This is a genomic window from uncultured Parolsenella sp. (assembly GCF_934660935.1).
Classification (GTDB): Bacteria; Actinomycetota; Coriobacteriia; order Coriobacteriales; family Atopobiaceae; genus Parolsenella.
Genome location: NZ_CAKUIH010000016.1, coordinates 16,037 through 36,154 on the forward strand (window position 1 = coordinate 16,037; position 20,118 = coordinate 36,154).

Genomic DNA, 20,118 nt, shown 5'->3' on the forward strand with positions numbered 1-20,118 from the left:
GCGCCTCGACGGCAGAGGATGCTCGCCCTTGTGCGCGGCGGCCACGACGATAGCGAGGCGCCGCGCCTCGTACTACAGATTATTGACCGAAAGCCTGCTTGCAAACGTCCCGAGCGGATGCGCGTCATACTCGAGCGCTTCCTCGGTAGAGTGCATCGTCGTGCCGATGCCCTTATCGGTGAGCAGCTCGATGAGCAGGGAGTGCGGGGTCTTGCCGTTGATGACGTGGCTGCGGAAGACTCCCGCGCGCAGGGCGAAGCAGCAGCTCTGGAGCTTGGGGATCATGCCCTTGTCCACGATGCCGGAGGCGAGCATCTCCTCCATCTCACGCAGGCTCATGTTGGAGATGAGCGTGTCCTTGTTGGAGAAGTCCTCGTAGACGCCATCGACGTCAGTGAGGTAGACGATCTTCTGCGCGCCGATGGCGGCGGCCACGTGGCCAGCAGCGACGTCGGCGTTGATGTTGTAGTAGCCGCCGTCCTCGTCCACGCCCACCGTGGCGACCACGGGGATGTACTCGTTCTTGATGAGGCTCTCGAGGTAGGCGGTGTCAACGTGCTCAATCTTGCCCACGCGGCCGAGCTCGGGATCGAGGGTCGAGCACATGATTGTGCCGGCGTCAGCGCCAGAGACGCCAACGGCGAGGTTGCCATGGCGGTTGATGGCCGCGACCAGGTCCTGGTTGACTTCGCCCACGAGCACCTGACGGACGACATCCATCGCCGCAGGCGTGGTGACGCGCTGGCCGTTCTTGAACTCAACGGGGAAGTTGAGGGCCTCGAAGGCGCGGTTGATGGCCTTGCCACCACCATGGACGATAACGACGTTCACGCCCAGGATCTTGAGCAGGACGATATCGCTCATGACGTCGGCGCGGAGCTTCTCGTCGACCATGGCGGCGCCACCGTACTTGATGACGACGGTCTTGCCCGTGATGTTCTTAATCCAAGGAAGCGCCTCGAAAAGGACGTTACCGGTCCTCTCGTCGGTGTCCTTGGCGCGATGGCTTGTGTCGGTTGCGTACTTCATGCGCATCTCCTGCTTCGTGCGAACGGCGCAAAGTTGACAAAGGGACAGTCCCTTTGTCAACTCGCCTCGAGAACCTGAAAAAGGGACAGTCCCTTTTTCAGGTTTACGTGCGGTAGTCGCCGTTGATCTTGACGTACTCGTGGGTGAGATCGCAGGTCCAGACCGTGGTCTCGCAGGTGCCGGCCTTGAGGTCCGCCCAAATCGTGATCTCGGGCTCCTCGAAGCGGCGGAGGGCCTCGTCCTCGTCGAAGGCGACAGTAAGGCCATCGCGGCAGACGGGCATACCCATGATGTCGATGTCGACGTCGCGCTGGTCAAACTCGACGCCGCACTTGCCGAGAGCCATCGCGATGCGGCCCCAGTTGCAGTCGTGACCATAGATGGCGGTCTTCACGAGCGGCGAGTTGGCGATAGCGCGAGCGCAGGTGTCCGCATCCTCGTCAGTCGCGGCTCCGGCGACCGTAACGGTCACGAGCTTCGAAGCGCCCTCGCCATCGGCGGCGATCTCGCGCGCGAGATGCTGGCAAACGGCATTCACGGCAACCGCGAGCTCGGCGGCCTCCGGCGTGCCCGGCTCGATGGGAGCGACGTCCTTGGCTGCTTCACCCGTGGCGAGCGCGATGCAGGTGTCATTGGTGGAGGTGTCCGAGTCGACCGTCACCTTGTTGAACGTGGCCTTCACGACGTCGATAAGCACCTCGTGAAGCGCCTCGGGCGCCACGGGGGCGTCCGTCGTGATGATGGCGATCATCGTGGCCATGTTCGGCATGATCATGCCGGAGCCCTTGCACATACCACCAACGGTCACGGTGTGGCCAGCGAGGGCGCCCGTCGCCTCGTAGGAGACGGCGTACTCCTTGGGGTGGGTGTCGGTCGTCATGATGGCGCGAGCGGCATCATGGCCACCGGCCTGGCGAGCCGCCTCGTCACCCGCGGCAGCAATCTGCGCGTGAAGCTCGGGCACACCCGTCTCGAAGTGGTCGAGCTCGAGAAGCTGGCCGATGACGCCGGTAGACGCCACGAGAACCTCGCCCGGCTCGCAGCCGAGGGTATCCGCCACGAGCTTGCAGGTGGCCTCGGCAACCTCCAGGCCCTCCTCGCCCGTCGCGGCGTTGGCGTTGCCGGAGTTGATGCAGATCGCGCGCACGGGAGCGCAGCCACTCGCGCCGAGGTGGGCGCGCGAGACCGCCACCGGAGCGGCGCAGAACTTGTTGGTCGTGAAGGCGCCGGCAGCGGAGCACGGCTCGTCAACCTCCACGAGTGCCATGTCGAGGCGGCCGGGGTTCTTACGGAACCCGGCATGGATACCACCCGCGTGGACGCCCGCGGGACTCGCGACGCCACCGTCGGCGATAACCGCGAGCTTTGTCGTGATGTTGTCTTGCATGAAGTCTCCTATCGACGGGCACACGCCCGAAAGAAGGGATTGGTACGGCTAGACGGGCATGCCGACACGCACGAGCCCAGCGTCCTCGGCAAGGCCGAAGACGAGATTCGCGCACTGAACGGCCTGGCCGGCGGCACCCTTGCAGAGGTTGTCGATGGCGCCAATGGCCACGAGGGTGTTCGTGCGCTCGTTCTTGGCGAGACCCACCTGACAGACGTTCGTGCCCGTAACGCTCGAGGTACGCGGAAGCTTGCCCGCGGGAAGCACCTGCGCGAACGGACGTCCAGCGTAGAAGCCGGCGTAGTAGTCGACCATCTCCTCAACGCTCATAGACGCCGCCTCAGGCGTGAGCTGAAGATAGACGGTCGAAAGGATGCCGCGGCGCTGGGGCACGAGGTGAGGCGTGAAGACGACCTCGCCCGGCTTGCCGAGAATCTGCTCGATCTCGGGCGTGTGGCGGTGCTTGCCAACGTTATAGGCCTGGACGTCCTCGTCCGCGTTGCAGAAGTGCGTCTTGGCATTGCAGCCCTTGCCGGCACCGGTGACGCCGCTCTTGGCGTCAACGATAACGAGGCCCTGGGTCCAACCGGCGCGAATGGCGGGCGCGGAGGCAATGGAGGTCGCCGTGGGATAGCAGCCAGCGCAGGCCACGAGGGCCGGCTTGCCGGCGGCGTGAAGCTCGTGAGCGCGATCGATATCCTCGCCAAAGAGCTCGGGTAGGCCGAAGGAGCGCGTGGCGAGGAGCTCCGGCGAGGTGTGCTTGGCGCCATACCACTGCTCGTAGACGTCCTTATCGGCCAGACGGTAGTCAGCGGAGAGGTCGACCACGGTCACGCCCGCGTCAAGCAGCGCCGGAACCTGAGCCATGGCGGCGGTGTGCGGCACGGCGAGGAAGGCGAGGTCACAGCTCTTGACCGCCGGGTCGTCGTGCGTGGTGAACACGAGGTCAGACGCCCCCGCAAACGCGGGATAGACGTCAGCGAGCGAAGTGCCAGCGTCGGCGTTTGAGGTGATGACGGCAAGCTCGAACTCGGGATGCTGGAGCACGAGCCTCACAAGCTCCGCTCCGGCAAATCCCGCGGCACCGATGATTCCCACTTTGTATGACATGCGAATCTCCCTCATAAGCTATGAGTGCAACGACTCGCCATTATAGACCTACGAAAGCGCGAGGGTCTAACCATCTATCGCGATTTTGCATAAACGTGTAACTTTATGCATTTCGCTGTATATTGCATACATTATTGAGTTTACTGCCACGGTTTATTCGCATCGCAATCAAACGGACGCGCGTCTGGCATCAGAGTGCCCCGCCTCGTGGGGGCTTCTCGGCCCGGCATTCTCGGCCAGGCAATTCGTCTGCGCAGGACGGCTCGCCGTCTAGCGGTTGGCCTTGAGCGTCGCGAAGAGCTTCGTGTTGTGACGCTTCACGAAAGAGATGAACCGCCCCTCCGCGAGGGCCATGCGCGCGTCTTTGCGGCGGATGGGCACAAGCATCACGCCCATCATCTTCGAGCGCGGCTCCGCGATGGAAACCGCAAGCTGGGCGCGATCGCTCTTGATCATCTCGTCGATCTGGCGGAGCTTCTCGGCAGAGGAAAGCGTGCAACTGGGGTTGCAGACGTTTTCGATACAGCCCACGAGACGCTCGATATAGCGACGCTGCACCATCTCGGTGCTGGCGGAATCGCCAGAAAGGCCCCAGTGCTCGTAAAGGCCGAGCATCCAGTCGTGCTCCTCCTCGCGCTTCTCGTACATATTGGAACGCCAGCGAGCCGTCTCGCTCTCCGCGCGGAGACGGATGAAGTGGTAGTAGGCGCGCTCGGTCACACCCACGCGCTCGATGTCGCGGATGACATCGAGGACGAAGGGGAAGTCATCCCAGAACGTGGGCTTAAAGCGAGCACCGATGCGTTCGAGATACGAGCGACGGAACAGCTTGTTCCACGGCGTATAGAGGAGGTTCTGGTCAAAGAGCTTCCACGCGCCGGCGCGGAACTCCGCCTGGCTCGCATACACGCGAGAGGGCTGGCTCTTGAGCTCTGTGGTGTGCTGGTCGGCATCGCCATAGTAGGTCTCGATATAGAAGCCGGCGATAACGAGGTCGAGGCTATCCGCCTCAGCAATGTTCACGAGGTCGGCGAGCATGGTGGGCTCTGCCCAGTCGTCACCATCGATGAAGTGGACGAACTCGCCGCGAGCACGGTCGAGCGCGACGTTGCGCGCAGCGGCAGCGCCCTGGTTTTCCGTGTGGATGACGTCAATGCGGATGTCGCGCTCCGCCAGGCGATCGGCGATCTGACCCGTACGATCAGTCGAGCCATCGTCCACAATGATGAGCTCGAAGTTCCTGAGCGTCTGGTTTTGAATGCTCTCGATGGCGCGACCGATGAAGCGATCCACGTTATAGGCCGGTATGATCACCGAGACCTTCGGGACTCTCTTCTCCATGTGAGCCATCTTTGCCCTTCTGTCGCACGTTAACATGCCGCGCGCACCGCGCGGAGTTGGCAATGTATGCACACACGAGAGACTACCATCGAACGGGCGTATGGCTGTGGAGGCCCGGTGAGCGCAGTTAATCTGCATAATTGCTGAAGGCGAGCGCCGGACGCTGGCCTGCCACCCAACTGGCTTCGAGAGCCGCCTACGCGAGCGTGCCTACGGCAAGCGCGAGCTGCGCGGAGTCGACCTGCAAGCGCGTCGCACCCTCTTCATCCGTAACCTCGTTCGTCGCAACGCCGGCGATCGAATCGGAAGAAGCGCCGTTCGTGACCGCGCGCTGAGCGATATCGACAAGCTCCATGGCGTCCATATCCGTCCGCGTTATGCCCTTGATGAGCTTCCGAGACTGGCTCTGGAGCGCGGAGCTGCCCTTCGAAGCGATTGACATGAAGGAGTCCCAACCGTCCTGCGTCATGACCACGATGTGGGAGACAGGTACCACGGCAGAGCCCGAGATGGCGGAGGCGAGACCGGCAGCGCCCTTCTGGGCATACCAATCCGCAACGGAGAGGTTCTCCTCCCCCGCCTGAATCCACTCATCCGAGGTGAACTGAAGAAGCTTGGCCGTCCCCTGGGTGTTATTGAGCACCGCGAGGTACGCAGTGCCAAGCGCGCCCTCAGAATCATCCGACGCAACGGCGAACAGCACGGTCTCGATCTCGTCGCCCGTGGCAGTGAGGCCCGTCGCCTCAGCCTGGTCCCAGATTGATTCCTCCGCGGGAATCGTGCTCTCAACGGCGCTGCCCAGGTCATTGCTGCCGAGAACCGAGTTGGCGTTTGCGAGGTCCCACAGCGTGGTCACGAGCACGCCGATCGCCACGACAACGACCACCAACACGATGACGACGATGAGGTTGCGATGCGGGCTGTCCTTGGGGACATCTGGCCTCTCGTACATAGCCGTCTCCTTTCGCGCGTAGGGAATGACGTGCGTTAAATCGCGCACGGCACATCAAGCTCGTCATCTGGCGGCGCGACGTTCAAATAACGACCGAACCCCGACGCTACTCCCAGGGTTCGAGCAATTCTTCCGGATAGTCTACCCCTACGAAGGTCAAGCCCTTCGCGGGAGCGCAGGGACCCGCCGCCTTGCGGTCGCACGCCGCAAGCGCCCTGGCAACCCACTCCGTATCACGCTGTCCTCGCCCCACCTCAACGAGGGTCCCCGTGATCGTGCGCACCATAGAGTGGAGGAAAGCGTTTCCCACTACGTCTATGCAGATAACGCGCTCGCCACACTCGTCCTCCTCATGGACCCCGAGGCTCATGACACAGCGATGCGTAGGCTTACCCTCGGCGGACGTCGCCTTGCAGAAGCTCTTGAAATCATGCTCTCCGACAAGGGCCTGAGCGGCCTCATCCATCGCATCCGCGTCAAGCGGGCAGCGCAGCCACCAGGCATGATCCCACGCGAGAACCGGTCGAGTCTGGCCAGCGACAACGCGATAGCGGTAGCTACGCGAGCGGGCGTCAAAGCGTGCCGAGAAGCCCGCGGGGGCACGATAAAGCTGAGAGGGCGAGATGTCATCCGGGAGCAGGGCGGAGAGGCCATGGGACAGGCGCCTTGCATCAAGCCCAAGCTCCGCGGCGCTCAGGGGCACGCTCACATACTGGGCGAGAGCATGGACGCCCGCATCCGTACGGCCTGCGCAAGTTAGCTCCACGGGCCTACGGAGAAGCGTCTCGAGAGCGCGCACGACCTCGCCCGCAACCGTACGACGCCCCGGCTGCGCCGCGAACCCGGAGAACTCCGCGCCGCGGTAGCCCAGGCGAAGCACGAGGGTGCCATCAAGCGAGGCGGGGTCTGTCGCCCTCTCTGCAATCGAGGGGCGCTCGGGAGCCTTGAAGGTGGGCTCGGCAACGTCGAATCGTGACTCCATAGAACTCCTACGCGATACATGCGGCGAGCGTCGCCGCGAGAACGATGACTAGGACAACGATATCAGTCGGGCGAAGAGAGCGTGTGAGACGCGTTCTTCCGTGGCCGCGGTAGCCGCGCTCGCGCATGGCATCCGCGAGGTCCTCCGCACGACGAAAGAGCGCCACGACCAGAGGCGTGAGCACGGAGAGCCATCGTCGCACGCGCACGACGGGGTTGCCGTCAGCAAAGTCGACGCCCCTCGCGCGCTGGGCGTCGCGAATTCGCACGAGCTCCTCCGCCGCAAGTGGTATGAAGCGAAGCGCGACGGACGCAAGCATCGCAAGGTCTCCCACGGGAAGCCCCAGGATGCCGAACGGCGCCATCAGCGAAGAGAGGGCGTCAGCCACCTCAGAGGGCGTAGTCGTGGTCGTCATGACAAGCGACCCCGCAATGAGCACCACAATGCGAACGGCTGCGAATAGACCCCTTGCGGCCCCCTGGCAGCTAATGCCGAATTGCCCAACGAGAACGATATCGGCCGTCCCATCCGCCACGAAGGCGCAGGCAAGCAGACCAAACGCGAGGAGCAGAGCCGATGGCCTCAGGGTCCTCAGGATGTCGCGCGCGCTCAATCCCGCCAAGAATGCGCCCCCTATCACCGCAATCGCCGGCATCACCAAGCCGTACGGCGCTTCCAACGCAAAGAGGACAACGCCAAGCGCCACGAGAGCGAGCAGCTTCACGCGAGCGTCTAGGCCGTGGACGGGCGTTTGCCCGGGAACATAGGATCCCAGCAGGGTGCTAGCGCGCATCTTGGTCCTCCCTCGTGAGCTCGCCAAGCATGGCAAGCTCGAGAGGCACCCCGACGCCCCAGCGCTCAAGCACCTCGTACGACGAGGCGAGCTCCGAAGGCGTACCCCTCCAGCGGATTCTGCCCCCTTCGAGAAGCACGACGTCATCCGCCGCGTACACCCACTCCCCCACGTCGTGGCTCACCACAATGACGGGCAGTCCCTGGTCCGCGAGGTTGCGCACGGCGTTGATTAGGATCGTCCTGCATGACGCATCCAGCCCATCCGTGGGCTCATCGAGGACAAGTGCGGCGGGACTCATGGCAATGACGCCCGCTATGGCCACTCGACGCTTCTCTCCGCCCGACAGCTGGAATGGAGACCTCGGCCAGAGGTCCTCCGGCACCTTGAGCAGCTTTAGAGAGCGCTGGGCACGGCAGCGCGACTCATCGCGCGATGCCCCAAGATTCACAGGCCCAAATTCGACATCTTCTAGCACCGAATTTAGGAATAGCTGGTCTTCGGGTCGCTGGAAGGCAAGGCCAATGGCACCCCGCACGACGGGCTTTCCCAGAAGCGTGACCGATCCCGCGTCAGGCTCAAGAATGCCAGCCGCCACGCGCGCGAGCGTCGACTTGCCCGCTCCCGAAGGACCGATGACAAGGGTCAGATGCCGAGACGGGATTCCGATGCTCACGTCATCAAGAATCTGAGCGCCTCCGAGATTGAGCTGGATATCCCGCAGGTTCAAGCCGCAAGAAGAAGGGGCCTCGCCATCCGAGCATGAGGCCACGCGCCTCGAAGCAACGCGCAGAGAATCAAGCAGCTCATGGCCATGACCGGCTTCGCGAGCGAACGAAGCCAGCTGATACGCCGCTCGACAACTAGTTAAGTCGCACCCATCCTTAACAAGCATGGCCAGGGCAGGCGACAAACGAGATCCCGGAAACACGCGGCTCGCACCTTCTCCATCTGCGAACAGCAGATTCGGCGTGCCCTCCCAGACTAGACGCCCAGCCTCCAAAACAACCACTCGATCTGCATACACAGCCTCTTGGGGGCTATGAGATATCAGCAAAATGCCAACACCACGCCTTGCAAGCCCTCTCAAGACACTTCGGAGACTCGATCGCGATGCGTCGCCAAGCTGGGACATAACCTCATCAAGTACGAGATACCGCGGATGCATCGCCAGAACGCCAGCGAGAGCCAGGCGCTGCTTTTCCCCACCCGAAAGAGTTTCAACGGCTCTACCCTCAAAACCCAAGAGACGGCAGTCGTCAAGCGCCTCGTGGACTCTCTTGCGGACTTCCTCGGCAGGCAGCCCGAGGTTACAGGGGCCAAATGCGACCTCATCAAAGACAATCGGCGCAACAAACTGAGATTCAGGATCCTGCCTTACGTATCCAACGCAACCGTCATGCGTCGAAGCCTGAAGATTACGACCGTCGGCCTCAATCGAACCGCACTGAAGCTCCAAGGAGCGCGCAAGCAGCCTGGACAGCGTCGACTTTCCCGAACCATTTGCCCCGAGCAATACGACGAACTCTCCCGAAGCCACATCAAGGGAGACTCCCGAGAGCACATCACAGGAAGAGCCTGGGTACCGATAGCGTATGTTCCGCGCCCTTATCATTGCCCTCCTCGACACCGCTCGCTCGCGAACTCTATCGCAGGCAAGCATAAACAAAAAGAGGGTCCAGGAAATCCCGGACCCTCTCATTTGCACGAAGCTTAATTGAGCGAAACGCCTACTCGGCGGTCTCCTCAGTGGCCTCAGCGGTCTCCTCGGCGGGAGCCTCCTCGACCTTCTCGACCTTGGTGACCACGGTCTTGGCCGGCTTGGCCTTAGCGGCGACAGGCTCGGTCACGATCTCCATGATGACAACCTCGGCGTTGTCGCCCTTGCGGGGACCGAGCTTCATGATGCGGGTGTAGCCGCCATTGCGGTCAGCCCACATGCCCTGCGCGGCCTTCTCGAAGGCCTCGCGGACGAGCTCCTTGTCACCAAGCTTGGCGATGGCGAGACGACGGGAGTGCAGGTCGCCCTTCTTCGCCCAGGTGATGATGCGATCCACGTCGCTGCGGATGGCCTTGGCGCGCGGAAGGGTCGTCTTGATGCGGTCGTTGGCGAACAGCGCCTGGCACAGGCTCTTCTTCATAGCCTTGGTGTGGCTGGCGTCGGTACCAAGCTTCATACCGCTCTTCTTGTAGTGCCTCATAGTCAGTTACTCCTATGTGTGTAGCGGCGGCTAGGCCTTGAAGCCCAGACCCATCGACTCGAGCTTGTCCTTGACTTCCTCGATCGACTTGACGCCGAAGTTGCGGATGTTGAGCAGGTCGTTCTCAGAGAACTCAACGAGCTGACGCACGGAGTGAATACCGGCGCGCTTGAGGCAGTTGTAGGAACGGACCGAAAGGTCGAGCTCCTCAATCTGCTTGTCGAGCTCAGTGTTGTCGTCGGTCTGGCCAGCGGCGAAGATCGACGCGTCCTCGACCGGCTCGCCCTCATCGGCCAGGCACATGAACGCGGTCATGTGCTGGTTGATGATGTTCGCAGCCTCGACGACGGCCTCGCGGGCGGTGACACCACCGTTCGTCTCGATCTCGAGGACGAGACGATCATAGTCGGTGTGCTGACCCACGCGGCAGGGCTCAACGGCCTTGGCGCAGCGAGTAACCGGCGAGAAGAGAGAGTCAACGTGAATGAGACCGATGGGGTCGTCATCGCGCTCGTTGTCCTCGCCAGACACATAGCCACGACCAGTACCGATGCGCATGGACATCGTGAGGTGGGCGCCCTCGCCGAGGGTGCAGATAACGTGCTCGGGGTTGACGAGAGTGAACTCGGTCGGGATGTTGAAGTCGCCGCCGGTCACGGTAGCCGGGCCGTCGATGGAAATCGTGGCCGTGGCCTCGTCGCCAATGCCGAGACTCTTGAACGCAAGTCCCTTGACGTTCAGAACGATGTCGGTGACGTCCTCGTAGACGCCCTCGACCGTAGTGAACTCATGCTGCACGCCGTCGATCTGGATGGCCTCCACAGCGGCGCCCTCGAGAGAGGAGAGCAGCACGCGGCGAAGCGAGTTGCCAAGCGTGTCGCCATAGCCGTGCTCAAGCGGCTCGGCCACAACGCGAGCGACATTCTCGCTGACCTCTTCTACCGACACGGTCGGTCGGATGAAATCGGACATAGAAACCTCCAACCGATCTCTACTACTTGGAGTAGAGCTCGACGATGAGCTGAGCGTCAATGTCAAGGTCGATCTGGTCACGGGTCGGGAGCTGAAGGACGGTGCCCTGGAGCTTCTCGATGTCGACCTCGAGCCAGGCCGGAACGGCCATGTGCTCAGAAGAGATCAGAGCCTCCTTGATGGGGAGGAGATCCTTGAACTTCGGGGCGACGGCAACGACGTCGCCGGCCTTAACGCGGTAGGAGGGGATGTCGACGCGCTTGCCGTTCACGGTGATGTGGCCGTGACGGACGGTCTGACGGGCCTCCTTGCGGGTGCGGGCGAAGCCAAGACGGAAAACCACGTTGTCCAGACGGCTCTCGAGGATGGTCATCAGGTTGTCACCCGTGATGCCCTCGATCTTCAGAGCCTTCTCGTAGTACATGTGGAACTGCTTCTCAAGCACGCCGTAGATGAACTTGGCCTTCTGCTTCTCACGGAGCTGACGGCCGTACTCGCTCTCCTGGCGACGCTGACGCTTGGGCTGGCGGTTCGACTTCTTGTTGATGCCCATCACGATCGGGTCAATGTCGAGCGCGCGGCACCTCTTAAGGACAGGAGTCCTATCCACTGCCATAGTTAGATTCCTTCCTTACCTACACGCGGCGACGCTTGCACGGACGGCAACCGTTGTGCGCGATGGGGGTCTTGTCCTGGATGCTCGAAACCTCGAGGCCAGCGGCCTGGAGGGAGCGGATGGCCGTCTCGCGACCCGAGCCCGGGCCCTTGACGAAGACGGACACCTTGTGGACGCCGTGCTCCATGGCCTCCTTGGCGCACGCCTCGGCAGCCATCTGAGCGGCGAACGGCGTGGACTTACGAGAGCCCTTGAAGCCGACCATGCCGGCAGAGCGCCAGGAAATCACGTTGCCCTGGGGGTCGGTGATCGAGATGATCGTGTTGTTGAAGGTGCTCTTGATGTGGGCCTGACCGACGGAGATGTTCTTGCGGTCGGCGCGCTTGATGCGGCCGCGGGCCTGCGCACCCTTCTTAGCAGTAGCCATTAGTCAGTCTCCCCTACTTCTTCTTCTTGCCGCCGACCTGACGCTTCTTACCCTTGCGGGTACGAGCGTTGGTGTGCGTACGCTGGCCGCGGACAGGGAGGCCCTTGCGGTGACGGAGGCCGCGGTAGCAGCCAATCTCCATCAGGCGGGCAATGTTCTGACGCGTCTCACGACGAAGGTCGCCCTCGACGGTGAGGTTAGCATCGATGTAGTCGCGGATCTTGCCGACTTCTTCCTCAGTGAGGTCGCGCACGTGGGTGCTCGGATCAACGCCGGTAGCGGCGCAGATCTTGGAGGCGGCGGTACGGCCGATGCCGTAGATATAGGTGAGTCCGATCTCAACGCGCTTCTCGCGCGGGAGGTCGACGCCGTTAATACGGGCCAACTTGTGCTCCTCTCCTAGCCCTGACGCTGCTTGTGGCGCGGGTTCTCGCAGATCACGTACACCTTACCGTGGCGACGGATGATCTTGCACTTATCGCACATCTTCTTGACCGAAGGACGTACTTTCATCGTTCTTCCTCTCGGTGTGTCTTACTTTCCTATATGAACGCCCAGCCGCTGGCGAGAATATCCAAGGCTGATCACACGCGCCTTGCTCCGCGTGTGGGAAGTACAAAGCCCTTACGGGCATGCGGCTCGCGCCGCAGGGTGCCCTACTTGTAACGGTAGGTAATGCGCCCACGCTGGAGATCGTACGGCGACATCTCGACGACGACCTTGTCACCAGGAAGAATACGGATGTAGTTCATCCTGATCTTGCCTGAAATGGTGCAGAGAATGACATGACCATTCTCGAGCTCAACGTTGAACATCGCGTTGGGCAGCGGCTCGAGAACCTTACCCTCGAGCTCGATTGCGTCCTGTTTGCTCACTGCGCTACCTTTTCCTCGACACATGACACAGCGACTGAACATCATAACGAAAAACCCGCGCCACGTCTACGAGGCGCGGGTTCTCCATAAGATTTTGATTGAAGTCGCCCTCGGGGCCCAGGTCACGAGCATCTCGACTCGTAGTCTTCCCTATTCGCCGCCCATCATAGAGCACCAGGGGCCTTCATCATCAGTCGTGAGGATGACAGGGCCGTCTTCCGTAACAGCAACCGTGTTCTCATAGTGAGCCGCCGTTCCACCGTCATTGGTGACAACCGTCCAGCGGTTACGGAGCACATAAGAATCATAGCCGTTCATACAAATCATGGGCTCGATGGCGATGACCATGCCAGCCTGGAGCTTAACGCCCCTCCCCTTCTTGCCATAGTTGGGGACGTTAGGTTCCTCGTGCATCTCACGGCCAATGCCATGACCGACGTAATCGCGAACTACTCCGTAGCCGTTCTCCTCAGCGAGAGACTGGATAGCATGGCCTACGTCGCCAAGGCGATTGCCGGGCACGGCAGCTTCGATGCCAGCCTTGAGGCAATCGCGCGTGACCTCGCAGAGACCTTTATCGGCATCGCTGGGCTTACCGCAATAGAATGTCCAGGCATTGTCGCCAACCCAGCCATCAACTACCGCGCCGGTGTCAATAGAGACGATGTCGCCGTCTTCAAGCACGCGCTCTGCGGACGGGATGCCGTGAACGATTTCTCCGTTGATGGAGCAGCAAATGCTTGCCGGGAAACCACCATAGCCCTTAAATGCGGGCGTGCCGCCATGAGAACGGATCACGCTCTCGGCCACACGGTCAAGCTCAATCGTGGAGACACCCGGCATGATCATGGCACCCACACGGCGAAGGGTGAGCTTGGAGAGCGCACCCGCAGGTCGCATGGCCTCTATTTGGTCTTGCGACTTAATGATGATCATAGGGCGAGGAGCTCCTTGACATCGGCGTAAACATCATCGACCGGGCGGTCGCCGTCAACGGCCTTGAGAAGGCCCTTCCCCTTGTAGTACTCAACAAGCGGAGCCGTCTGGGACTCATAGACGTTAAGGCGGTTCTGAATGGTCTCGGGCTTGTCATCGTCACGCTGATACATCTCGCCACCACAGGAGGGGCAGACGTCAACGCCGGCGGGGGCGGTGTAGCCGCAATCACGGCAGGTGCGACGAGAAGAGAGGCGCTCGACGATGACCTCGGCCTTGACGTCGACGAGAAGGGCGGCATCAAGGGAAAGGCCCATGTCCGCAAGAGCGGAGTCAAGCGTCACGGCCTGGGCGGTGTTGCGCGGGAAGCCGTCGAGAATGAACCCCTTCTTGGCGTCATCAGCAGCGAGACGCTCCTTCACGAGGTCAACGACGAGCTTGTCCGGAACAAGCTGGCCAGCGTCCATGTACTCCTTGGCCTTGACGCCAAGCTTCGTGCCGGCCTTAACGGCAGCACGAAGGAGATCGCCGGTGGAAATGTGGGCGACGCCAAACTCCTCGACGAGCTTCTGAGCCTGAGTGCCCTTGCCAGCGCCGGGCGCTCCGAGCAGAACGATGTTCATTAGTGCCTTCTTTCTTCACGGTTTGCGAATGGGAAGTACAAGATGAAGCTAGCGTACCGCAAAACAAAAGGGTCGGCACCCTAAGGCGCCGACCCCCTCAAAGATAACTATGAAGAGACTTGTTACTTGATGAAGAGTCCCTCGTAGTTTGCGGTCTTCAGCTGGCTCTCGATCTGAGAAATCGTATCCAGAGCAACACCAACCATGATGAGGATGGAGGTGCCGCCGAAGGCCTGGACGAGCGAGTTGCCCGTAAAAGTGAACACGATGGACGGCACAACGGCCACGAGGGCGATGAAAATCGCACCGGGGAGCGTGATGTGGTTCAGCACGTTCTTGATGAAAGCGGCAGTGGCAGAACCCGGACGAACGCCAGGGATAAAGCCACCCTGCTTGCGAAGGGTATCAGCGGTCTCATCGGGGTTAAACACCATGGAGGTGTAGAAATACGCGAAACCAACGATGAGGAGCACGGAGAGCATCCAATTCAGCCAACCAGAGCTCACGGCGTTAGCAAATGCGTTAATCCAACCCACACCAGGGAAGAAAACCGCAAGCTGTGCCGGGAAGTACAGGATGGCGCTCGCGAAGATGATGGGAACAACGCCGGCGGTGTTGACCTTGATCGGCAGGTACGTCGTCTGCCCGCCCATCATGCGACGTCCGACGACGCGCTTGGCGTACTGCACCGGGATGCGACGCTGGCCGCGCTCGATGTAGACGATGAAGGGCACGACGGCGACGATCAGCACCACGATCATGACAGTCATCAGCACGCCATTGTCAGCCGTGCGAAGCGACTGCACGATCGAGGTTGGCAGGCCCGCAATGATGTTCGCGAAGATGATGAGGCTCATGCCGTTACCGATGCCACGCTGCGTGATAACCTCGCCCATCCACATGATGAGGATGGCGCCGGCCAGCATGGAAACGACAACCACAGTGTCCATCAGCCAACCAGGAATACCGGCCTGCGAGAAATCGATGCCGAAGCTCGAGCTCTTGAACAGGAACAGATAGCCCACGGAGTTCAGCAGGGCAAGCGCGACCGTGAGGTAGCGCGTGTACTGCGTAATCTTACGCTGGCCAGACTCGCCCTCTCGAGCGAGGGTACCGAGGCTCGGAATCACGGCCTGGAACATCTGCATGATGATCTGAGCCGTAATGTAAGGCATGATGCCAAGGCAAAACACCGACACGCGGGACAGAGCGCCACCACTGAACAGGTTCAGAACGGCAATCGCGCTGTTAGCGCTGGAGCTCGACTGATATGCCGAGAGCATCCCCTGGAAGGGGATGCCGGGCACGGGGACGTAAGCCCCGATCCTGTACAGCACGAGGATGCCCACGGTGAGCAGGATCTTGCTGCGGAGCTCCTTCACGCGGAACGCGTTGAGGAATCCGTTTAGCACGGGAGCTCTACCTTTCCACCAGCGGCCTCAATCTTGGCCTTGGCAGAGGCGGAAACCTTGTCCACCTTGACGGTGAGCTTCTTGGTGATCTCGCCGTTGCCGAGAACCTTCACGAGCTCGTACTCACGCTTGATGATGCCAGCAGCAATAAGGCTAGCGGTATCGACGGTATCGCCATCGGCGAACTTCTCCTCGAGACGGGAGAGGTTGACCGGAGCGTACTCGACGCGATTGCGGTTGGTGAAGCCGGGAAGCTTCGGGAGACGCATCGCGAGCGGCTGCTGGCCACCCTCGAAGCCGGCACCCTTGCCGCCGCCAGAGCGGGAAAGCTGGCCCTTGGTGCCGCGGCCGGCAGTGGTGCCGTGACCGGAGGCGTTGCCGCGACCAATGCGCTTACGTGCCTTCTTGGCGCCCTCAGCGGGGCGCAGATCGTTGAGCTGCATGTGGTGACTCCTAGTTCTCTTCCACGGTGACGAGGTGCTTGACCTTGAAGATCATCCCGCGGATGCTCTCGTTGTCAGGCTGCTCGACGACGCTGTTGATCTTGTGGAGGCCGAGGGCGCGGACGGTGGCCGTCTGGTCCTTCTTGACACCACAGACAGGGCTCTTGACGAGCTTGATCGTAAGGGTCTTCGCCATGTCTAGTTCTCCTTACCAACGAACATCTCGGCGACGGTGAGACCGCGGCGCTCGGCGGTCTCCTCCGGGCTGGAGAGCTGCTGAAGGGCGTCAACGCCGGCCTTGATGATGTTGAGGCCGTTGCTGGAACCCATCGACTTGGACAGGACGTTCTTGATGCCAGCGAGCTCGAAGAGCGGACGCACGGGGCCGCCGGCGATGACACCGGTACCCTCGATGGCCGGCTTGATGAGGAGGCGCGCGGCGCCAAACTCACCCATGACCTCGTGAGGCACGGAGCCGGTCTCAGTCAGAGGCACCTTGAACATGTTCTTCTTGGCGTTGTCAGACGCCTTCTGGATGGCCAGGGGCACCTCGGCGGACTTGCCCATGCCGAGACCGACGTTGCCCTTGCCGTCGCCAACGACCACGAGGGCGACGAGGGACATACGACGACCGCCCTTGACGGTCTTGGAAACACGGTGGATGAAGACGACGCGCTCCTCAAGCTCGGAGGCTTCGCGCTGCTGCTTCGGGTTACGAGCCATTACAGATACCTCCTAGAACTTCAGGCCCGCGGAGCGGGCGCCGTCTGCGAGAGCCTTGACACGGCCGTGGTAGATGCGGCCGCCACGATCGAAGGTGACGGTCTCGACGCCAGCCTTGAGAGCGCGCTCGGCGATCATCTTACCGACGAACTCAGCGGCCTCCTTGTTGGAGCCGAGGTTGCCGGTAGCACGGAACTCGGCGTCGAGCGTCGAGGCGGTGCAGATCGTCTTGGCATCGACGTCGTCGATGACCTGAGCGTAGATGTGCGCGTTGGTGCGGTGCACGGAAAGACGCGGACGCTCGGCGGTGCCGCAAATCTTGGAGCGGACGCGACGCTCACGGCGCTTGAGGCCGGCTCGCTTCGCCTGCTGCTTGTTCATACCAATCTCCTTAGTCACGCCGCCACCTGACAGGGTGGCGGACTTTTATGACTGCCTTGGCGGTCGCTACTTAGCGGCCTTGCCGAGCTTCCTGCGGATGTGCTCACCCATGTAGTGGATGCCCTTGCCCTTGTACGGCTCGGGAGGACGCTTCATACGAATCTCAGCGGCGACCTGGCCGACCTGCTCCTTGGAGATGCCCTTAACGTTGATGTGGGTGTTATCGGGAACCTCGAAGGTGATGTTCTCAGGGGCAACGTAGATCACGGGGTGAGAGTAGCCGAGGGAAAGATCAAGATCCTTGCCCTTGAGAGCGACACGGTAACCAACGCCCGTGAGCTCGAGCTGCTTCATGAAGCCCTCGGACACGCCGATGACCATGTTGTGGATAAGGGTACGGGTCAGGCCGTGCTGGGCGTTGGCCTCACGGGTCTCGTCGTTGGTGGTGACGAGGATCTCCTCGCCCTCCTCCGTGATGGTGACGAGATCGGAGAACGTGCGCTCAAGCTCGCCCTTGGGGCCCTTGACGTTCACGGTGGTGCCGTTGACTGTCACAGTGACTCCGGCGGGAATCTGGACAGGCTTCTTGCCAATGCGGGACATAGTGTCTCCTTTCCTATCCTGCCGTGAGTTACCAGATGTAGGCAATGACTTCGCCGCCGACGCCAAGCTTACGAGCGTCGCGGTCGCACATCATGCCCTTGGAGGTGGAGATGACGGCGGTGCCCAGGCCACCGAGGACGCGAGGAAGATCCTCGGCCTTGGAGTAGATGCGCAGGCCGGGCTTGGAAATGCGCTTGATGCCACGGATGACACGGGCGTGGCGAGCGCCGTACTTCAGGGTGACGTGCAGGGTCTTCTGGGGGGTGGTGTCCTCGATGGCATAGCCCTCGATGTAGCCCTCCTCCGCGATGACGCGGGCGACCTCAGCAAGCACCTTGCTGGAGGGCATGCTCACGACGTCCTTGCCGGCGGTGTTGCCGTTGCGGATGCGCGTAAGCATGTCTGCAATAGGATCGGTAACGTTCATTGGGATTCTCCTTCGGTAGGGATGAACCTCTTCGTCCGGTTCACCCGAGCCCTTGGCCGGGATGCCTGGACGGGAGTCTTCCGTCTGCCCTGGGAGCCGCTAGACCTTGTAGGCCTACCAGCTCGCCTTGCGGACGCCGGGAAGCTCGCCCTTGCTCGCGAGCTCGCGGAAGCACACACGGCACAGGCCGAACTTGCGATACACGCTGTGCGGACGGCCGCAGCGCTGGCAGCGGTTCTGGGTGCGCGTCGAGTACTTCGGCTCACGCTGAGCCTTGACGATCATCGATGTCTTAGCCACAAATCCTCCTTCTGGGTGACGGTCGCGCTTTTTGCGCGGCTTTGTCTATGCCGCCGAAGCGACAACACGCCGCCCGCTCTCGCAGGCGGCGGGATTACCTCTAGTTCTCCTTGAACGGGAAGTTAAAGGCGTCGAGCAGGGCCTTGCCCTCCTCGTTGGTCTTCGCGGTGGTGACGATGGTGATGTCCATGCCGCGGGTGTGGTCCATCTTGTCGAAGTCGATCTCCGGGAAGATGAGCTGCTCGGTGACGCCCATGGAGAAGTTGCCACGGCCGTCGAAGCTCTTGGAAGAGATACCACGGAAGTCACGGATGCGCGGGATAGCAATGCAGATCAGACGATCCAGGAAGTCCCACATACGGTCGCCGCGGAGGGTGACCTTGGCGCCGATGGGCTGACCCTCACGAAGGTGGAAGGTAGCGATGGACTTACGGGCACGACGGATGGTCGGCTGCTGGCCGGTGATGGTGCGGAGGTCAGCGACAGCACCGTCGATAGCCTTGGAATCGGTCGCGGCCTCGCCGACGCCCATGTTCACGACGATCTTCTCGATCTGCGGAACGGTCATCGGGTTGGTGTAGCCAAACTGCTCGATGAGCTTGGCGCGGACCTCGTCGTTGTACTTGGTCTTGAAACGCGGGACGTACTTCTCCTCAGCCATATTCACTCCTCTTGGGGTTTTAAGCATGGGGTTGGCGCAGGCTGGCAAGCATGACTCCCCTTGCCTGACCGTAAAGCCGCAGGTAGCGACCATAGGTCGATGCCTCGTTATCCTCATGCCTCCTGTCCGACGGCTAATCGGCAGGAGCCTTCACAGTGCAGCTCATAAGGATATGCCTTTACGCAGGGGATTTCTAGTCAAAAATCGACAAGATTCCTCTGCAAGCTAACCGTTCACGACTAACTCACAACTCGGGTTTAACGAGTTTAGATTACTCGATGCCGTACCTCAGTTTGCTTGCGCAATCACACTCAGCGGATGACGCAGTCAACCAACACATTAAGACAAGTAGCGGGGCTGACACCCTCACGGATATCAGCCCCGCTGAAATCTTGTTTGACTCTAGCGGTTACTCGGGAACGCTCGCATAGAACTCAGCGTCAGCGGCAACGTCTACGAGGGACTTTCCGTCGAACACGGGGAGGTTCATTACCTCGTTGACCGTAGGAACCAGCTCAGAGCAATCCGTAAAGTGGCCCTTGTCATTTAGGTTCGCACAATCTTGGACGCGCCAGTACCCATCAGTGTGGGTGACGTAATACGTGGCGTCATTGACCTTGGTAAAGACGCGGGTGTTCGAGCGGAGGTAGCCCTCGAGCGTGTCGGGGCCGATCTCCAGCTTCTCCTCTGCCATCACTCCCATGGTCGCTCCCTTCGTCTGGCCGCGAGGACATTCTCGCCGGCACTTCCCGTTGACCCTAGCGTCCCCCACTTCGCCGATCCTATCCACCGCTCACCCGTGAGCGGCTCTATAAATCGCGGAGCGGTTTTGCGCGTCGCGGGAAAGCAATCATAACCACCCTTAAAAAGGGTGGTTTGCTCTTAGGGTATAACCCACGGGCCCCGGGCTCGCGTCTAAAGGCG

Annotated in this window: 27 protein-coding genes and 1 pseudogene; all 28 read right to left on the reverse strand. The window is 61.4% G+C overall.

The window, feature by feature from the left end:
• Positions 1 to 72: 72 nt before the first annotated feature.
• Entirely contained in the window at positions 73 to 1,029 is a 957-nt protein-coding gene (argB, locus tag Q0H23_RS07435) for an acetylglutamate kinase (protein ID WP_293837104.1), read from the reverse strand.
• Between the two features lie 103 nt (positions 1,030 to 1,132).
• On the reverse strand, positions 1,133 to 2,416 hold the full coding sequence (argJ, locus tag Q0H23_RS07440; protein ID WP_293837106.1) for a bifunctional glutamate N-acetyltransferase/amino-acid acetyltransferase ArgJ: 1,284 nt from the start codon (positions 2,414 to 2,416) through the stop codon (positions 1,133 to 1,135).
• A gap of 48 nt (positions 2,417 to 2,464) precedes the next feature.
• The gene (gene argC, locus Q0H23_RS07445; protein WP_293837109.1) at positions 2,465 to 3,526 is read right to left on the reverse strand and encodes an N-acetyl-gamma-glutamyl-phosphate reductase; all 1,062 of its coding nucleotides are present in this window, start codon (positions 3,524 to 3,526) and stop codon (positions 2,465 to 2,467) included.
• Between the two features lie 270 nt (positions 3,527 to 3,796).
• The gene (locus Q0H23_RS07450) at positions 3,797 to 4,867 is read right to left on the reverse strand and encodes a glycosyltransferase (protein WP_293837112.1); all 1,071 of its coding nucleotides are present in this window, start codon (positions 4,865 to 4,867) and stop codon (positions 3,797 to 3,799) included.
• 196 nt (positions 4,868 to 5,063) lie between these two features.
• Positions 5,064 to 5,819 carry a hypothetical protein gene (locus Q0H23_RS07455; RefSeq protein ID WP_293837115.1) on the reverse strand — a complete coding sequence of 252 codons (756 nt, stop codon included), beginning with the start codon at positions 5,817 to 5,819 and terminating at the stop codon, positions 5,064 to 5,066.
• 106 nt (positions 5,820 to 5,925) lie between these two features.
• Positions 5,926 to 6,801, reverse strand: coding sequence for a tRNA pseudouridine(38-40) synthase TruA (truA, locus tag Q0H23_RS07460; protein ID WP_293837118.1), 876 nt, complete (start codon positions 6,799 to 6,801; stop codon positions 5,926 to 5,928).
• A 7-nt stretch (positions 6,802 to 6,808) separates the two neighbouring features.
• Positions 6,809 to 7,594 carry an energy-coupling factor transporter transmembrane protein EcfT gene (locus Q0H23_RS07465; protein ID WP_293837121.1) on the reverse strand — a complete coding sequence of 262 codons (786 nt, stop codon included), beginning with the start codon at positions 7,592 to 7,594 and terminating at the stop codon, positions 6,809 to 6,811.
• Positions 7,584 to 8,507, reverse strand: coding sequence for an ATP-binding cassette domain-containing protein (locus Q0H23_RS07470; RefSeq protein ID WP_293837124.1), 924 nt, complete (start codon positions 8,505 to 8,507; stop codon positions 7,584 to 7,586). The genes Q0H23_RS07465 and Q0H23_RS07470 overlap by 11 nt, the downstream gene beginning before the upstream one ends.
• 33 nt (positions 8,508 to 8,540) lie before the next feature.
• A pseudogene (locus tag Q0H23_RS07965) lies at positions 8,541 to 9,296 on the reverse strand (ATP-binding cassette domain-containing protein); the annotation flags it as partial.
• Between the two features lie 28 nt (positions 9,297 to 9,324).
• Positions 9,325 to 9,795 carry a 50S ribosomal protein L17 gene (gene rplQ, locus Q0H23_RS07475; protein ID WP_293837128.1) on the reverse strand — a complete coding sequence of 157 codons (471 nt, stop codon included), beginning with the start codon at positions 9,793 to 9,795 and terminating at the stop codon, positions 9,325 to 9,327.
• Positions 9,796 to 9,825: 30 nt separating this feature from the next.
• Entirely contained in the window at positions 9,826 to 10,767 is a 942-nt protein-coding gene (locus Q0H23_RS07480; protein WP_293814429.1) for a DNA-directed RNA polymerase subunit alpha, read from the reverse strand.
• A gap of 22 nt (positions 10,768 to 10,789) precedes the next feature.
• Positions 10,790 to 11,383, reverse strand: coding sequence for a 30S ribosomal protein S4 (gene rpsD, locus Q0H23_RS07485; protein ID WP_293814428.1), 594 nt, complete (start codon positions 11,381 to 11,383; stop codon positions 10,790 to 10,792).
• A 19-nt stretch (positions 11,384 to 11,402) separates the two neighbouring features.
• Positions 11,403 to 11,810 (reverse strand): 30S ribosomal protein S11, encoded by a 408-nt coding sequence (gene rpsK, locus Q0H23_RS07490; RefSeq protein WP_073296226.1) that lies wholly within the window; start codon positions 11,808 to 11,810, stop codon positions 11,403 to 11,405.
• Between the two features lie 13 nt (positions 11,811 to 11,823).
• On the reverse strand, positions 11,824 to 12,195 hold the full coding sequence (gene rpsM, locus Q0H23_RS07495) for a 30S ribosomal protein S13 (protein WP_293837131.1): 372 nt from the start codon (positions 12,193 to 12,195) through the stop codon (positions 11,824 to 11,826).
• A 14-nt stretch (positions 12,196 to 12,209) separates the two neighbouring features.
• On the reverse strand, positions 12,210 to 12,323 hold the full coding sequence (gene rpmJ / locus Q0H23_RS07500) for a 50S ribosomal protein L36 (RefSeq protein WP_013252436.1): 114 nt from the start codon (positions 12,321 to 12,323) through the stop codon (positions 12,210 to 12,212).
• 143 nt (positions 12,324 to 12,466) lie between these two features.
• Entirely contained in the window at positions 12,467 to 12,685 is a 219-nt protein-coding gene (infA, locus tag Q0H23_RS07505; RefSeq protein ID WP_293837134.1) for a translation initiation factor IF-1, read from the reverse strand.
• A gap of 150 nt (positions 12,686 to 12,835) precedes the next feature.
• Positions 12,836 to 13,621: a type I methionyl aminopeptidase gene (gene map / locus Q0H23_RS07510; protein WP_293837137.1), complete on the reverse strand. Its 786-nt coding sequence runs from the start codon at positions 13,619 to 13,621 to the stop codon at positions 12,836 to 12,838.
• Positions 13,618 to 14,244: an adenylate kinase gene (locus Q0H23_RS07515; protein ID WP_293814425.1), complete on the reverse strand. Its 627-nt coding sequence runs from the start codon at positions 14,242 to 14,244 to the stop codon at positions 13,618 to 13,620. Before Q0H23_RS07515 ends, map begins: the two co-directional genes overlap by 4 nt.
• A 122-nt stretch (positions 14,245 to 14,366) precedes the next feature.
• Positions 14,367 to 15,656, reverse strand: coding sequence for a preprotein translocase subunit SecY (gene secY / locus Q0H23_RS07520; RefSeq protein ID WP_293837140.1), 1,290 nt, complete (start codon positions 15,654 to 15,656; stop codon positions 14,367 to 14,369).
• Entirely contained in the window at positions 15,650 to 16,099 is a 450-nt protein-coding gene (gene rplO / locus Q0H23_RS07525; RefSeq protein WP_293837143.1) for a 50S ribosomal protein L15, read from the reverse strand. Before rplO ends, secY begins: the two co-directional genes overlap by 7 nt.
• Positions 16,100 to 16,109: 10 nt before the next feature.
• A complete protein-coding gene (gene rpmD, locus Q0H23_RS07530; RefSeq protein ID WP_293814422.1) occupies positions 16,110 to 16,295 on the reverse strand; it encodes a 50S ribosomal protein L30 in 186 nt (61 codons plus the stop codon).
• Positions 16,296 to 16,297: 2 nt separating this feature from the next.
• Positions 16,298 to 16,822 (reverse strand): 30S ribosomal protein S5, encoded by a 525-nt coding sequence (rpsE, locus tag Q0H23_RS07535; RefSeq protein ID WP_293814421.1) that lies wholly within the window; start codon positions 16,820 to 16,822, stop codon positions 16,298 to 16,300.
• 12 nt (positions 16,823 to 16,834) lie between these two features.
• Positions 16,835 to 17,203, reverse strand: a complete 369-nt coding sequence (gene rplR / locus Q0H23_RS07540) for a 50S ribosomal protein L18 (RefSeq protein WP_293814420.1) — start codon at positions 17,201 to 17,203, stop codon at positions 16,835 to 16,837.
• 66 nt (positions 17,204 to 17,269) lie between these two features.
• Positions 17,270 to 17,806, reverse strand: a complete 537-nt coding sequence (gene rplF / locus Q0H23_RS07545; RefSeq protein ID WP_293814419.1) for a 50S ribosomal protein L6 — start codon at positions 17,804 to 17,806, stop codon at positions 17,270 to 17,272.
• 28 nt (positions 17,807 to 17,834) lie between these two features.
• The gene (gene rpsH, locus Q0H23_RS07550; protein ID WP_293814418.1) at positions 17,835 to 18,233 is read right to left on the reverse strand and encodes a 30S ribosomal protein S8; all 399 of its coding nucleotides are present in this window, start codon (positions 18,231 to 18,233) and stop codon (positions 17,835 to 17,837) included.
• Between the two features lie 114 nt (positions 18,234 to 18,347).
• A complete protein-coding gene (locus tag Q0H23_RS07555; RefSeq protein WP_073296263.1) occupies positions 18,348 to 18,533 on the reverse strand; it encodes a type Z 30S ribosomal protein S14 in 186 nt (61 codons plus the stop codon).
• A gap of 100 nt (positions 18,534 to 18,633) precedes the next feature.
• The gene (gene rplE / locus Q0H23_RS07560; RefSeq protein WP_293814417.1) at positions 18,634 to 19,194 is read right to left on the reverse strand and encodes a 50S ribosomal protein L5; all 561 of its coding nucleotides are present in this window, start codon (positions 19,192 to 19,194) and stop codon (positions 18,634 to 18,636) included.
• 409 nt (positions 19,195 to 19,603) lie between these two features.
• Complete coding sequence (locus Q0H23_RS07565) at positions 19,604 to 19,897, reverse strand: CDP-alcohol phosphatidyltransferase (protein WP_293814416.1); 294 nt, start codon at positions 19,895 to 19,897, stop codon at positions 19,604 to 19,606.
• Positions 19,898 to 20,118 lie beyond the last annotated feature (221 nt).